Raw genomic sequence first — 14839 nt, 5'->3', positions numbered from 1 at the left:
GGGTCACACCGCGCCCATGCGGCGGCGGCTCCAGATCTGGATCAGGTTGATGGCCAGAAGCAGCGTGAAGGAAATCACCAGCATCGCGATGGCGATGGCGACGGCGCCGTCATAGTCGAACTCTTCCAGGCGGATGACGATCAGGAGGGGGGCGATCTCGGTCACGTTCGGCAGGTTGCCCGCGATGAAGATGACCGAGCCGTATTCCCCGACCGACCGGGCCAGCGCCAGCGCGAAACCCGTCAGCGCGGCGGGGGCGAGCATCGGCAGCACCACATGTGTCAGCGTGCGCAGGCGGCTGGCGCCAAGGGTGGCCGAGGCTTCCTCGGTCTCGCGGTCGATCTCTTCGATCACCGGCTGGACGGTGCGCACGACGAAGGGCAGGCCGACGAAGATCAGCGCGATCCAGATGCCCAGTTCGGTATAGGCCACCCGGATGCCGAAGGCGTTGCCGATCACCGATCCGAACACGCCGTTCGGCGCATAGATCGCGGTCAGCGCGATGCCCGCGACGGCGGTCGGCAGGGCAAAGGGCAGGTCCACCGCGGCGTCGATCAGCCGCTTGCCGGGGAAGCGGTAGCGCACCAGCACCCAGGCGAGCAGCACCCCGAACACCAGGTTGAACAGCGACGCCACCAGCGCCGCGCGGAACGACAGTTCCAGCGCCGACCAGACGCGGGGACGGTTGACCACCTCCCACATCTCGACCGCACCGAAGCCAATGAGGCCGCGCCACAGCAGCACGGCCATGGGGATCAGCACGATGACGGACAGCATCGTGACCATGATCCCGAAGGACAGACCCCACCCCGGCATCGGGGTGGGATTGCGCAAGGTGAAGGGACGCGCGGTCATGTCACTGCGCCTGATAGATCTGGTCGAAGATGCCGCCGTCGCCGAAGTGTTCGGGCTGCACCTTGGCCCATCCGCCGAAGTCGGCGATCGTCAGCCGCTCCAGTTCGGGGAAGCGTGCCACGTCGTCGGGTGCGGCCTTCGAGGTGTCCCAGGCGCGGTAGAAGTGCTTCAGCGCCAGCGCCTGCGCCTCGGCGCTGTAGAGTTGTTCCAGATAGGCCGTAGCCAGCGCGCGTTCGGCGTCATTGGCAAGGTTGCCCTCGACCAGTGCGACAGGCGGTTCGGCAAGAACGCTGATCGACGGGACGACGATGTCGAACTGGTCCTCGCCCAGTTCCTTGAGCGCAAGGTAGGCCTCGTTCTCCCACGCCAAGAGCACGTCGCCGATACCGCGCTGCGCAAAGGTGGTGGTGGCGCCGCGGGCGGCGGTGTCCAGCACGGGGACGTTCTTGTAAAGCGACGCCACGAAGACACGCGGGTCCAACCCGTTCTTCTCGGCATAGCCCCAGGCCGCAAGATAGTTCCACCGCGCCCCGCCGCTGGTCTTGGGATTCGGGGTGATCACGGCGACGCCTTCGGCGACCAGGTCATCCCAGTCCTGCAGGCTCTTGGGATTGCCCTCTCGCACAAGGAACACGATGGTCGACGTGTAGGGCGAGGAGTTGTGCGGCAGTTTCGACTGCCAGTCGGCCGGGATCTTGCCGGTGTCCTTGGCGATGCGATCAATGTCGCCCGCAAGCGCCAGCGTCACCACGTCGGCCGCCAGCCCGTCGATCACCGCGCGGGCCTGCGCGCCTGATCCTCCGTGCGACTGCTCGATGGTCGGGGCGGCGTTGCCCTGCGCCACCCACCAGTCGGCGAACCATGTGTTGTATTCGCGGTAGAACTCGCGCGTGGGGTCGTAGCTGACGTTGAGCAGCGTATCGGCCTGCGCCTGCGGGGCAGCCGAACCCAGCGAGCCGACCCCGATCAGCGCGGCGGCAATCACGGCTTTCCAGCCACGGGCACGCGGGGTTTCGCGTGGCACGGGATGTCCGGCAACCTTGCGGCCCCCGGCCTCGATCAGCAGGCGACCGTCGGGCAGCCGTTCGATCAGCGGGCCCTGTGCCTGGACATGCGGCGAGACGAAGACGGTGTGGATCATGACGAGGCCTCCTGTTCGTGTCAGAGGCGCGCTGCCTCCATGACGATAATCACGACAGAGGTAGTCGAGAAAATCAACGGAATAATCACGTCAAAGTTTGTCGTGAAAAGAGAGAAACATTCTCTCCAGGTGGACTCTGGCACGCGAAAGCGGGCTCAGACGCCCAGTTGCCGAGCCGCCTCGGTGGGGTTGGCCGATTCGGCCGGGCCGACAAGATCGGCCAGGGTCAGCGAGTCGATCAGCAGCAGGTAGGACCAGAACACCTGCGCGAACACCTTGCGCAGACGGCAGGTTTCTTCGTCGGAACAGTCCTCGCAGCGCTGATAGGCCCGGCGCGACAGGCAGGGCAATGGCGCGATGGGCCCGTCGATCAGCCGCATCAGTTCGCTCAGCGGAACCTCGCCCGGGCTCTTGATCAACACATAGCCACCGTGCCGCCCCCGGACCGAGGCGATGAAGCCCGCGTTCCGAACCTCGAGCAGGATGTGTTCGAGGAACCGCTTCGGCGTGCCGGACCGCTTGGCGATTTCCTCGATCCGCAGCGGCTGCCCCTCGCCCGCCCGCTCGGTGGCAAGTTCCATCAGGGCCTTCAGGGCATACTTCATCTTCTGCGTGATCATGACCCTGAATACGCTTGGCCGGGCTGCGGCTCAACAGACATCACGCCCAAGTCTATCGTGTATTATCGGGTCGTCGGATCAGTCTGAAAGGCAACGCCATCCGTGCCGCGCCGGCATGGAGCTTGCGTCGTTCGAACGCCCCAGGCGTGGCCGAACCGATCCGGGCGAACCCGGACCTGCGCAAGATCGCCATCGTCACCGAGAAGATTGCCGCGCCCGACACGCGGGAGGTCCGGGCGATGGCGCAGGCCCCCGTCATTCGCCCCCGCGCACGGGTTCGGGCTTGCCAGCCTCGGCGACCAGGGCGGCAAGACGGTAGAAGCCGTGCACCATCTTGGAGTAGGGCATCAGCAGGAACAGGACCATCACGCTTGCCAGGTGCAGGGCGAGCAGCGGGCCGACGATCCCGGTGCCGGTTGCCGCATAGAGCGCGAGCCCCGTCAGGGCGACCAGGCCCAGCAGCAGCACAAAGGCCATCTCTGCGCCCCAGACCCGCGCCGCGCCAAGCTCCGGGTCGGCGGCGAGCTTCAGCCGGACCAGCCCGATGGTGCCTGCAACCATCATGACCCCTCCGGGCACACCGAAGAGCTTTGGGAGCGACCACAGCGGATAGGGTGCTTCCCAGCCAAGGGCATAGTGCATCACCGTGGCGCTGGCGGTGGAGGCGAAGCACAGCAGGAAGCCGTACATCATCAGCTGGTGGAACACCCGGCGGCGGTCGGAAAAGCGGTCGCCGTTCTCGAAGTTGCAGCCCTCGCCATGGCCGCCGGACAGGTTCTTCATCCGGGCGGCACCGGACAGGGCAGTGACCAGATGGGCCAGCCGCACTTGACCCCCGCCCACCTCGCGCCAGAAGTCGCGGATGGAAAGCGCGATCAGGGCAAGCGGTGCCAGAAAGGCCGGGGCGAAGATCGCGACCATCGTGTTGTGGGCCAGATGGGCATAGAACCCCGCGCCCGTGTCGGGCCGCCAGGCGAAGAGCGCCCAGAAGAACCAGGCCAGCACCACGACCAGCAGGCCCGCCACCGCGACCCCGTGCGTCTGGAACAGCCGGGCCAGGGCCTGCGGGCGGGCCAGACGTTCCCAGCTTTCCACCCGCACCTCGGCCAGCGCGGCGGGGATGTTCAGCGCGAATTCATGCGGCGCCGTATACTGGCAGGCGTAATAGCAGCCCCGGCAGTTGTGGCAGAGGTTCGCAAGCTGCGTCAGGTCGCCGTCCGAGAATGCCTTCTGGCGGGTCATCGCCGGAAAGACCGCACAGAAGCCTTCGCAATAGCGGCAGGCATTGCAGATCTCGATCTGGCGGCGGGCTTCCTCGGTGGGGGTCAGGGTCGAAAGGTCAAGCGACATGGGCGGCGGCCTCCCTGCCTGCGATGCGTCCGAAGACGGTGCCGATGGTCATGCCGAAGCCTGCCAGATAGCCCTGGCCCAGGATCGAGCCGGCCATGATCTCGCCCGCCGCCCAGAGGTTGCGAACCGGGCCCTGGGAGGTATGGACCTGCGCGCGGGCGTCCACCTTCAGACCCAGATAGGTGAAGGTCACGCCGGGGCGCAGCTGGTAGCCGTAGAAGGGGGGCGTATCCAGCGGGCGGGCCCAGTTCGTCTTGGGGACGTTCAGCCCTTCGGTGCGCAACCCGTCCAGTTCGGTGGGGTGGAACGGGCCGGGGCGGCAGGCGGCGTTGAAGCCGTCGACCGTGCGGCGCACCGCCTGCGGATCAAGGCCCATCGCCGAGGCCAGCCCTTCGATCGTGTCGGCCTTCACCGGGGGGAAGACCGAGGGCATGAACAGGTCGATGGATTTCGCGTCGATCAGCGCATAGCCCACCTGGTCGGGCTGCGCCGCAACCAGCCGCCCCCAGATGGCATAGCGCTTTGGCCAGACATCCTCGCCCTCGTCATAGAACCGGTCGCCGTCGCGGTTCACCACAATGGAGAACGGCACGCAGTCCAGCCGGGTGACGATGCCGCCGTCGAATTTGGGCGCGCGCCCGTCGATGGCGACGGCATGGCATTGCGTCGGATCGCCCACCTGTTCGGCGCCCTGGTCCAGCATGTCGCGCAGCACCACGCCGCGGTTGTAGGGCGTACCCCGGATCAGGAAGTTGCGCGCGGCGGGGCCCCAGGCCCGGGCCAGCCAGTCGATATCGGCCTGAAACCCGCCCGAGGCGAGGACGAAGGCCCGCGCCCGGACCGTGACGGGCGTGCCGGCAATGGTTGCCTCCAGATGGGTGATCCGGTCGCCGTCCAGGTGGACATGCGTCACCTCGGCCTCGTAGGCGACCTTCACGCCAAGGTCGGCGGCGGTGTTGTAGTAGGCGTTCACCAGCGCCTTGCCGCCCCCCAGGAAGAAGGCGTTGGTCCGCGACAGGGATAGGGTTCCGGACAGCGAGGGCTGGAACCGCACGCCATGGGCCTGCATCCAGGGCAGGCATTCCTCGGAAGTGCGGATGGCCAGCCGGGCCAGCCCTTCGTCGGTCTTGCCCTTGGTCACCAGCATCAGGTCGTGCAGGTATTCGTCTTCCTCATACTGGCCGGTCAGGGGGAACATCGGCCCCTTGTGCATGCAGCGGAAGTTGCGGGTGTGGCGGCTGTTGCCGCCGCGATAGGGCAAGGGCGCGCTTTCCAGGATCAGGACGCTGGCGCCGGCCTCGGCTGCGGTGATCGCGGCGCAGAGGGCCGCATTGCCGCCGCCGACCACCGCCAGATCGAAGGCTTCGGGCCAGTCGGTCATGCGTCATCCTCCATCGGCAGGTCGCGGCCCCGCATGCCGCGCAGGCGGGCCGAGAGGGCCGCGCCGACATGGGCGCGCATCGCGGCCTCGGCTTCGGCCCCGTCGCGGGCGTTCAGTGCCGCAAGGACGGCGGCATGTTCGGCCACGGCAGCCTCGGCGCGCGCGGGGTCGGCCAGCGTGGTCGGGCCCAGGATCAGCAGGGTCTTTTGCAGCGCGCTCATGGACTTCAGCAGAAAGCGGTTGCGTGCGGCATCCAGCAGGCTGCGGTGGAACTGCCGGTTCACCTCGCGCGCGGCGGGGCCGGCCGGGCTCGCGGCCAGTTCCGCGTTCAGGGCCGCCAGTTCGGCCAGCTCGATGTCGGACGCCGCCCGCGCCGCCAGTCGCGCGGCGGTTCCCTCCAGCACGGCGCGCATTTCGTAAAGCTCGACCACCTCGGCATGGTCAAGACTGCGGATCGTGGCGCCCTGCCGGGGCAGGTGGATCACCAGTCCATCTGCCTCCAGCTGGCGGATCGCCTCGCGCACGGGCGTGCGGCTGATGCCCAGCCGGTCCGCCAGATCGGTTTCGCGCAGGCGCGCACCGGGAGGCAGGGTCCCGTTGCGGATGTCATCCAGCAGGCGACGATAGGCGTTCTGGCCCTGGGGAAGCTCGCTGTCATCGGACATGAAACGACTCGCTTGCGGTGATTGTGTCCTGATGTATACAGTTGGATACAAATCTGCGCAAGGAGACATCATGCCGCCCGACATGGCCCGACGCGGTGCGACGCCGAGGCGATCGGGCGGGGGCGGTGCATGGGCGACCTGCACCGGCTGCGCATGTTGGATCTTGCTTCTCGATGGATCAAGGAAGGGCAGACGCGACGACTGTTGCGTCCGAACCCTCACACCGCCCCTTCGCGCTAGGCATCTGCAAACTCGCCGGTTGGCGGGATTACCTTGATCACGTCGATCAGGACGCCGTTCGGGTCGGACGTGATGAAGTGGCGTTGACCAAAGGCTTCATCGCGCAACGACAGGTGGATCGGCAGCCCGGCCTTCACGAGCACCTCATGGATCGCGTCAACATCCTCGACTTCGAAGTTCAAGAGGAGCCCACCCGCCCGTCCGCGGCCGATTTCGGGGACGGTCTCGTGCTGGCCGTTCAGTATGGCAAGGTTCACCGCGTCGTTCTTCTTGGATTGCAGATGGACATACCAGTCTGTCTCGAAGAGTGGCCTGAAGCCGAAATGCGCGATGTAGAAGGCGGATGTGGTGGTCACGTCGTCCACCATCAGCACGGGGTAGTAGCTGGTCACTTTCATGTTGGCTCTCCGCTCAAAACATGCAAGCTGCCTGCATGTGACCCGTCATTAACAAACAGACAGACTGTATGCAAGTTGAAAGACGATCCAACGAAGTCCGATCTCGGGAGACCCAGACCGCCCTGCTCGATGCAGCGCGCGCGCTGTTTGTGGAGCTCGGTTTTGCAAGCAGCAGCACCCCGATGATTGCGCAGCGCGCCGGTACGACCCGCGGCGCGCTCTACCATCACTACCCGGACAAGAAGGCGGTTCTTCGGGCAGTTCTGGAACGCGAAGCAGAACGCGTGGCCGAGGCGATATCCGCCTCGGAGGCCGGTATCGGTGAACTTTCACCGCTTGATGCGCTGCTCAGAGGAACCGAAGCCTATCTGAAGGCGATGCAAGTCGCCGGAAGGACCCGGCTGCTTCTCGTTGACGGGCCGGCCGTTCTGGGCGAGGCCGAGATGGCCGAGATCGACCGACGATACGCACGTGCGAGCCTCGAACTCGGTCTGAGTGACCTCATGGGGCATGGCAAGGTCGATCAGCCAACGCTCACCGCGCTCTCGGATCTCTTGTCATCGTTGTTTGATCGGGCTGCGCTGGCTGTATCGGAGGGGGCACCCGCGACGTCGTATCGTGCCGCAATCGACCAGGTCTTGTCCGGGCTCGCGTCACGCAGTCGCGATTGAAGGGCTCTCGCCTCTCCACAGGAAGGAGTGGCCTTGGGCCGTCACCGGGATCGTTCTCCTGAGAGGCGCGACCACCGCTGCGGGTACATATGCGGCGGGGCGAACAGCCTGCATCGCCGGGTCAAGGCGCCCACTCCGGACCTGGTCAGGAAGCACGGCTTCGCGCGATCTGGAAGGCGCCCGCGCCCAGCAGGACCAACCCTGCGGCCGCCCAGAAGCCCGGCGGCAACGCCTCGCCTGCAAGAAGGACAGCCATCACCGCTCCCGTCACCGCCGCGACCGTGCCGATCTGGCTCATGTAGACCGGCCCGGCCGCTCTTTGCAGGCGGAAATGGAATGCGTATTGCGCTGCGAAGACGGCGACTGCCGCGGCCGTCAATGCGCCGCCGTTCGGCGCGAGGCTATGCGGCGCCCCCTCTACCAGGACCGCGACCGGAAGCGTCAGCGCAGCCGCTGCCAGGAGTGTGAGCGCGGCAAGCGGCAGCGGCCGCGCATCCCGCGGCCAGAACCGCGTCCGGTAGAGGTTCCCGATGGCAAGCAGGACCGGGATTGCGGAGGTCGCCGCGATCGCGACGGCATCGCCCCCCGGCGCTGCTGCCTTGCCAAACGCAAGGACCAGCCCGCCGGCAAGGGCGGAGGCGACGGCGGCCAGCTTCATTGGTGTCGCACGGTCCATCCGCAGGGCCAGCGCCAACAGGAAGGTGAGCAGCACCGGGAACGCCATCGTGAACGAGATGAACCCCGCACCGACCCGCGCAACCGTGAGATATCCGCAGGCCGTCGGCACGGCAGCAAACACGCCCGCGCCCATAGCGTAGATGAGAAATCGCCCGAGTCCACACCCCGTCCCGGCAGCCATCGCAACCGCGATCAGAACCGCACCTGACCCGCCCATCACGGCCACCAGGAACCACAGCATCTGCATCCCTGCCTCTGCGGCCAGCTTTGAGAACAGGATCGTCACGGCAAGCAACGTGCCCGAGACGACGAGGAGTGCGGGCGCGAGCAGTGCGGGTTCGGCCACGGCTGGTTCTCGGCTGGCTGCAGCGAGGGAGCTTTTCATTGATCGGAACTCCGTGAGGCCCTAGCTTCAAGATGTAAAGAAACTTCTTAGAAAGTATCTTGATGTCAAGTCAAAAAGATCGCGCCTCGCTTGCCGTCGCCCAATGGGCGCGCGAGATGCCGGGCCTCGACCTTGAAGGGATGGAGATCCTCGGCCGGATCTCCGAAATCGGCCTGCGCACCGCCCGCGACTGGATCGAGCCCCTGATCGCGCCGCACGGCCTGCAGCGTGCCGAACTCGATGCGATCCTCACCCTGCGCCGCTCCGGTCGGCCCTTCCGCATGACCCCAACCCAACTTTTCGATGCAATGATGATGAGCTCCGGCGGCATGACCGCACTGATCGACCGCCTTGAACGCGGCGAATGGGTCACCCGGACCCCGAACCCGCAGGACCGGCGCGGGACCCTCGTCTCGCTGACCGACAAGGCTCTTGCGCTGACCGATATGCTCGTGCCCGCAATGACCGAAGGCCAGACCCGCATGGTCGCCACCCTCGACCCCGGTGAACGCGCCGAACTCGCGCGGCTCCTGCGCAAGCTCCTTGCCAGCCTCTGATGGGTGTGCAGGCCACGCCCGACCCTCAGCTCCGCGAGGACCTAGCCGCCGGTTTCCGAATCTGCGGGTCAGTCAGTATCGAGACCTCGGCCCAATCCTGACGGCACGCCGGAAAAGCCCATGCTGCGCTCGGGGGGTAGACAGCATGGAGTCTCGGTGAAGAATCCTGTCGATATGGACGATTCCCTTCGCTCCCGGGACTCCCGGGACAGCCCGCAAGAGGCCCCTCATGAAGCGCACCTGGCCATTGCCCCCACCGCGAGAGGTCCCCTGGACCCTCAGGCCCTTGTCCTCTGCGCAGACGAATCTGTCCTACGACCTTCACGGCAGGATGGTCTGCAGCATTGAACACGCGCCCTTGCAGGGCATTTCACCGCGAATGCTTGTCTGGTGGTTTCGCAACATTGGCGGCGATATGGACATTGGCGGCGTCCTCATCCCGAAGTACCTGGTCTGGCACCCGTATGACCACATCCATTGGGAACTGGCAGCGCAAGCACCCGGGGGTGGCGCGGGCGTCGGCGCAAGGTTCCGGATCGTGGAAGCGTTCAATGCCGACCTTGCCAACTTCATCGACGTGGTCGAAGACGTCCTGCGCCTCGACGAAAGCGGCATCACACTCGTCAACCGACGCGCCGGCGTGGAAGTGTCGAGGCTCAGCCACGACTTCACCGCCGCCGCCGACGGAACAATCTACCGTTCCACCTTGACGGTAGGGGTTGCGCTTCCGGTGCTTGGGCGGCCGCTGAACGCGCTGATCCATCGCCTGGTATTTACAGAAGCCATGGGCCGCGGATGGCTTCGGCACAATGTCGAAGAGGTCGGCGCGCTGGAACATATCCTGCCGATGCACATTGCGCCTCTAGATGCGATTGCCGGATCCTGAAGAGCGGGGTTCGTCGCGGGCCGCGATGGCCGAGCGGGTGGGTCTGTCACCGCCCCTTGTTGACAGGAAGGGCGCCGTTGCGAGCCGATCACGGGGAAAGTCACTCCCCGGAGAGGTTCCCGCCCTGTACCGCAACCTCGAACTCACGGACGCAGCAGTTCATCCACCCTGCGTCGAATGCGGTCGAGTACCGACAGGGCGACTGCGTGTTCTTCCTCGCTGATGCCCTCGGCGAGACGAAACGTCTTGTCGGCCACCGCGGTTCGCCCCGCTGTCTGTGCGGCAGCACCGAGAGCTGGCGGCACGCCGTTCTTGTCGACAATGCTGCAGCGACGACCCGCGTGAGTTCGCCATCCAGTTCGTCGCGCCCGAACTTGAGCGCGTCAGCGACCGTCGTCCTACGGTTTCCATCTGGAATGTCGTCGTCGGCACGGCTCGTAGCGTTGAGGATGGCCGGTGACGTTGCCCCCTCCACCTAATCCAGTTCGAGATAGGTTCTGGCCCAACCGAGAGGACCAGAGATGAAGCGCAGCAGGTTCACTGAAGATCAGATCATCGGCATTCTGAAGGAGCATGAGGCCGGGGTTTCCGTTGCCGATCTGTGCCGCAAGCACGGCGTCAGCGATGCGACCGTCTACAAGTGGAAGGCCAAGTATGGCGGCATGGATGTCAGCGAGGCCAAGCGCCTGAAGGGGCTCGAGGACGAGAACGCCCGTCTGAAACGGCTGCTGGCGGACGCGATGCTGGATAATGCCGCGCTGAAGGATCTCCTTGGAAAAAAGTGGTGACGCCCGCCGCGAAGCGGCAAGCAGTCGCGCATCTGGTGGCGGGCCACGGGATGAGCGAACGGCGGGCGTGTCGGGTGATCGGCTGTTGCCGGATGACCATGCGCTACGAGGCGATCCGGCAGGACGACCCTGTGCTGCGCGAGCGGCTGAAGGAGTTGGCGAGGGTGCGCCGCCGGTTCGGCTATCGGCGGCTGCATGTGTTTCTGCGCCGCGAAGGCCACGAGGTGAACCATAAGCGCTTGTTCCGCATCTACCGCGAAGAACGGCTGCATGTCCGGCGTCGCGGTGGCCGCAAACGGGCCATTGGCACGCGAGCCCCGATGGCGCTGCCGCTGATGCCGAACCAGCGGTGGTCGCTCGACTTTGTCTCCGACCAGCTGACCGATGGCCGCCGCTTCCGGATCATGACCGTGGTCGACGACTGCACACGGGAATGCCTCGCCCTCATCGCCGACACCTCGCTCTCAGGCGCACGGGTGGCGCGGGAACTGGCCACGCTGTTCGAGACCCACGGCAAGCCAGGAACAGTGGTAAGCGACAATGGCACCGAGTTCACCTCGAACGCGATCCTGACCTTCGCGGACGACCGCAAGATCGACTGGCACTACATCGCGCCGGGCAAGCCGACCCAGAACGCCTTCATCGAGAGCTTCAATGGCCGCCTGCGCGACGAGCTTTTGAACGAAACGCTGTTCCCGTCCCTGAACCACGCCCGCGCCACGCTCGCGGCCTGGCGCAAGGACTACAACACCGAACGCCCCCACTCCCGCCTCGGATGGCAGACCCCTGCCGAGTTCGCCCAAACCTTCACCCCGCAATGGGGCCTGACGCTGCGCAACCCGCAAAGCTCCGCGCCAGCCCCCGTTGCCCAAACCGCCCAAATGGGCAAAACTCAAACCCGGAGTCTCGCTCACGCTGGATAAAGGTCGGGGGCAACGTCACCGGACTGATCCAGTCTGCGCATGGTCAGGGGAGATTTGGTTCAAAGCGGCAGCATAGACCGCAGAACCTGTCTACCTCCGTCTTCTGCGGTTTTCACACGTTTCTGATCCTGCTGGCCTACTATCCCACTGATCTTCCACGTAGTTTTGGCTCGTTTGTTGACCTATTGTTGACCTGCGTGGGAGATAGCAAAAAGCCCCGCAGCGTTGGCTACGGGGGCGCAAGTAAAGATGGTTGCGGGGGCAGGATTTGAACCTGCGGCCTTCAGGTTATGAGCCTGACGAGCTACCGGGCTGCTCCACCCCGCGCCATTTGGCAGGCAATGACATGTTCTGCCTGCCGGTTCCCTTTCGGGGACACTGCATGGTTTTGACTGTTGAGAGGGTTTTCGTTTCTTGTTTGGTCTGGCGGTGACCTACTCTCCCGCGTCTTGAGACGCAGTACCATTGGCGCGACGGCACTTATCGGCCGAGTTCGGGAAGGGATCGGGAGTTTTGCGCGTGCTATGGCCACCAGACCGAAGAAGAAACGCGCGGCGCGGGTGCCTGTGGCACCTTTTGCCGCATCATCAGTTCTGTTCCAAGTCCGTGTTGCTTCTGACGTTCCAGGCGCGGGGGTTTCCCTGCGGTTACTGGATCAAATCAAGCCTATCGGGCAATTAGTACCGGTCAGCTGAACGCATTGCTGCGCTTGCACCTCCGGCCTATCGACGTGGTGGTCTTCCACGGCCCTCAGGGGAGACCTTGTTTTGAAGGGGGCTTCCCGCTTAGATGCCTTCAGCGGTTATCCTGTCCGAACATAGCTACCCAGCACTGCCGTTGGCACGACAACTGGTCCACCAGTGGTTCGTTCACCCCGGTCCTCTCGTACTAGGGGCAACTCTTCGCAAGTCTCCTACACCCACGGCAGATAGGGACCGAACTGTCTCACGACGTTCTAAACCCAGCTCACGTACCTCTTTAAATGGCGAACAGCCATACCCTTGGGACCTGCTCCAGCCCCAGGATGAGATGAGCCGACATCGAGGTGCCAAACGATGCCGTCGATATGGACTCTTGGGCATCATCAGCCTGTTATCCCCAGAGTACCTTTTATCCGTTGAGCGATGGCCCTCCCACTTGGGACCACCGGATCACTATGGCCGACTTTCGTCTCTGCTCGACTTGTCAGTCTTGCAGTCAGGCGGGCTTCTGCCATTGCACTCGACGACCGATTTCCGACCGGTCTGAGCCCACCATCGCGCGCCTCCGTTACTGTTTGGGAGGCGACCGCCCCAGTCAAACTCCCCACCATGCAGGGTCCCGGACCCGGATGACGGGCCGCGGTTAGACATCAAGAAGGCGAAGGGTGGTATCTCAAGGGAGGCTCCACGCGAACTGGCGTCCACGCTTCAAAGCCTACCACCTATCCTGCACATCACATTCCTGATGCCAGTGCAAAGCTGGAGTAAAGGTTCATGGGGTCTTTCCGTCTAACCGCGGGTAGTGTGCATCTTGACACACAGTTCAATTTCGCTGAGTCCACGTTAGAGACAGCGGGGAGATCGTTACGCCATTCGTGCAGGTCGGAACTTACCCGACAAGGAATTTCGCTACCTTAGGACCGTTATAGTTACGGCCGCCGTTTACTGGGGCTTCAATTCGGAGCTTGCACCCCTCCTTTTAACCTTCCAGCACCGGGCAGGCGTCAGACTGTATACGTCGCCTTGCGGCTTCGCACAGCCCTGTGTTTTAAGTAAACAGTCGCCACCCCCTGGTCTGTGCCCCCCGCCAATACTTGCGTACTGACGGGGCCTCCTTCTCGCGAACTTACGGAGGCATTTTGCCGAGTTCCTTTAACGTGGTTCTCTCAAGCGCCTTGGTATTCTCTACCAGTCCACCTGTGTCGGTTTCGGGTACGGTCTGATGGAGGGCTATTTCCAGGAACCCCTAAGCAGCCCGTTCAATCCGATAAGAACGAACTACCCTCGGGATCCGTCACATCCTCCTGGCCCAGGAATATTAACCTGGTTCCCATCGACTACGCCTTTCGGCCTCGCCTTAGGGGCCGGCTCACCCTGCTCAGATTAGCTTTAAGCAGGAACCCTTGGACTTTCGGCGAGGGGGTCTCTCACCCCCTTTGTCGCTACTCATGTCAACATTCTCGCTTCCGATCTCTCCACCGGATGCCTTGCGGCCCGGCTTCACAGAAAGCCCTTCATGTCCACGCCACCCCGAAGGATGGACAAGACATGATGGACTGTATCACGGAACGCTCCGCTACCACGCACATCGCTGTGCATCCCGAGCTTCGGCTCATGGCTTGAGCCCCGTTACATCTTCGCCGCAGGACAGCTTGTCTAGACCAGTGAGCTGTTACGCTATCTTTAAAGGATGGCTGCTTCTAAGCCAACCTCCTGGTTGTTTTGGCCGTCCCACATGCTTTCCCACTTAGCCATGAATTAGGGGCCTTAGCTGCAGGTCAGGGTTGTTTCCCTCTTCACGACGGACGTTAGCACCCGCCGTGTGTCTCCCGGATAGTACTCCACGGTATTCGGAGTTTGCTTAGGCTCAGTAAGTCTGTGGGACCCCATCACCCATGCAGTGCTCTACCCCCGTGGGTATTCGTCCGAGGCGCTACCTAAATAGCTTTCGCGGAGAACCAGCTATCTCCAGGTTTGATTGGCCTTTCACCCCTAGCCACACGTCATCCAGACCCTTTTCAACGGGTGTTGGTTCGGACCTCCAGTTGGTGTTACCCAACCTTCATCCTGCACATGGCTAGATCACCTGGTTTCGGGTCTGATCCCACGAACTCATGCGCCCTGTTAAGACTCGCTTTCGCTGCGCCTCCACCTACCGGCTTAAGCTTGCTCGTGAGACCAAGTCGTTGACCCATTATACAAAAGGTACGCCGTCAGGGCTCAAGGCCCCTCCGACTGCTTGTAGGCGTCCGGTTTCAGGTACTGTTTCACTCCCCTCGTCGGGGTGCTTTTCACCTTTCCCTCACGGTACTGGTTCGCTATCGGTCAGCAAGGAGTACTTAGCCTTCGGAGGTGGTCCTCCGATCTTCAGACAGGATTTCACGTGTCCCGCCCTACTTGATATGTCCCGTGGAGCTTCCTGTACGGGGCTGTCACCCGCTGTGGCCCGCCTTTCCAGACGGTTCCAGTCACTCTTCCAGGCTCGGCTGGTCCGCGTTCGCTCGCCACTACTAGCGGAGTCTCTGTTGATTTCCTTTCCTCCGGGTACTTAGATGTTTCAGTTCCCCGGGTTCGCTCTAAACCCCCTATGTATTCAGGAG

12 protein-coding genes, 1 tRNA gene and 2 rRNA genes (1 of these 15 only partly in view) are annotated in these 14839 nt (G+C 63.9%); 4 read left to right on the top strand and 11 right to left on the bottom strand.

Annotated features, from left to right (window positions below; translation table 11 throughout):
• Nucleotides 1-3: 3 nt before the first annotated feature.
• The 7 genes from cysT to KF887_02990 all read right to left on the bottom strand — a co-directional run bounded on the left by cysT (nt 4) and on the right by KF887_02990 (nt 6650).
• Entirely contained in the window at nt 4-855 is an 852-nt protein-coding gene (gene cysT, locus KF887_03020) for a sulfate ABC transporter permease subunit CysT (protein QYK42118.1), read from the bottom strand.
• A 1-nt stretch (nt 856) separates the two neighbouring features.
• Nucleotides 857-1996, bottom strand: coding sequence for a sulfate ABC transporter substrate-binding protein (locus KF887_03015; protein QYK42117.1), 1140 nt, complete (start codon nt 1994-1996; stop codon nt 857-859).
• A 155-nt stretch (nt 1997-2151) separates the two neighbouring features.
• Nucleotides 2152-2616 carry an Rrf2 family transcriptional regulator gene (locus tag KF887_03010; protein ID QYK42116.1) on the bottom strand — a complete coding sequence of 155 codons (465 nt, stop codon included), beginning with the start codon at nt 2614-2616 and terminating at the stop codon, nt 2152-2154.
• Nucleotides 2617-2871: 255 nt separating this feature from the next.
• Complete coding sequence (gene tcuB / locus KF887_03005; GenBank protein ID QYK42115.1) at nt 2872-3966, bottom strand: tricarballylate utilization 4Fe-4S protein TcuB; 1095 nt, start codon at nt 3964-3966, stop codon at nt 2872-2874.
• Nucleotides 3956-5347, bottom strand: a complete 1392-nt coding sequence (gene tcuA, locus KF887_03000; GenBank protein QYK42114.1) for an FAD-dependent tricarballylate dehydrogenase TcuA — start codon at nt 5345-5347, stop codon at nt 3956-3958. Before tcuA ends, tcuB begins: the two co-directional genes overlap by 11 nt.
• Nucleotides 5344-6012, bottom strand: a complete 669-nt coding sequence (locus KF887_02995; protein ID QYK42113.1) for a GntR family transcriptional regulator — start codon at nt 6010-6012, stop codon at nt 5344-5346. Before KF887_02995 ends, tcuA begins: the two co-directional genes overlap by 4 nt.
• A gap of 236 nt (nt 6013-6248) precedes the next feature.
• Nucleotides 6249-6650, bottom strand: coding sequence for a VOC family protein (locus tag KF887_02990; GenBank protein QYK42112.1), 402 nt, complete (start codon nt 6648-6650; stop codon nt 6249-6251).
• Between the two features lie 68 nt (nt 6651-6718).
• Between KF887_02990 and KF887_02985 the strand changes: the two genes are divergently transcribed.
• Nucleotides 6719-7321 carry a TetR/AcrR family transcriptional regulator gene (locus KF887_02985; GenBank protein QYK42111.1) on the top strand — a complete coding sequence of 201 codons (603 nt, stop codon included), beginning with the start codon at nt 6719-6721 and terminating at the stop codon, nt 7319-7321.
• A 145-nt stretch (nt 7322-7466) separates the two neighbouring features.
• Here KF887_02985 and KF887_02980 read toward each other — a convergent pair whose 3' ends face one another.
• Nucleotides 7467-8384: a hypothetical protein gene (locus tag KF887_02980; protein QYK42110.1), complete on the bottom strand. Its 918-nt coding sequence runs from the start codon at nt 8382-8384 to the stop codon at nt 7467-7469.
• Nucleotides 8385-8500: 116 nt separating this feature from the next.
• On the opposite strand from KF887_02980, the gene KF887_02975 reads away from it, so the two are divergent.
• The 3 genes from KF887_02975 (at nt 8501) to KF887_02965 (ending at nt 11538) form a co-directional block, all read left to right on the top strand.
• A complete protein-coding gene (locus KF887_02975; GenBank protein ID QYK42109.1) occupies nt 8501-8941 on the top strand; it encodes a MarR family transcriptional regulator in 441 nt (146 codons plus the stop codon).
• A gap of 379 nt (nt 8942-9320) precedes the next feature.
• The gene (locus KF887_02970) at nt 9321-9827 is read left to right on the top strand and encodes a hypothetical protein (protein ID QYK42108.1); all 507 of its coding nucleotides are present in this window, start codon (nt 9321-9323) and stop codon (nt 9825-9827) included.
• A gap of 521 nt (nt 9828-10348) precedes the next feature.
• Nucleotides 10349-11538 (top strand): IS3 family transposase gene (locus tag KF887_02965; GenBank protein ID QYK42107.1). Its coding sequence is split into 2 segments (ribosomal slippage): nt 10349-10607 and nt 10607-11538, totalling 1191 coding nucleotides; the frame shifts between segments, so codons are not numbered across the junction.
• A gap of 250 nt (nt 11539-11788) precedes the next feature.
• On the opposite strand, the gene KF887_02960 is transcribed toward KF887_02965, so the two are convergent.
• The 3 genes from KF887_02960 to KF887_02950 form a co-directional block, all read right to left on the bottom strand.
• Nucleotides 11789-11865: transfer RNA gene (locus tag KF887_02960), tRNA-Met, on the bottom strand.
• Between the two features lie 94 nt (nt 11866-11959).
• Nucleotides 11960-12074: ribosomal RNA gene (gene rrf / locus KF887_02955) — 5S ribosomal RNA — on the bottom strand.
• A gap of 120 nt (nt 12075-12194) precedes the next feature.
• A 23S ribosomal RNA gene (locus KF887_02950) occupies nt 12195-14839 on the bottom strand (it continues 192 nt past the right edge of the window).

Source organism: Paracoccaceae bacterium, from assembly GCA_019454225.1.
Classification (GTDB): Bacteria; Pseudomonadota; Alphaproteobacteria; order Rhodobacterales; family Rhodobacteraceae.
This window is presented reverse-complemented; position numbering and strand designations above follow the sequence as displayed.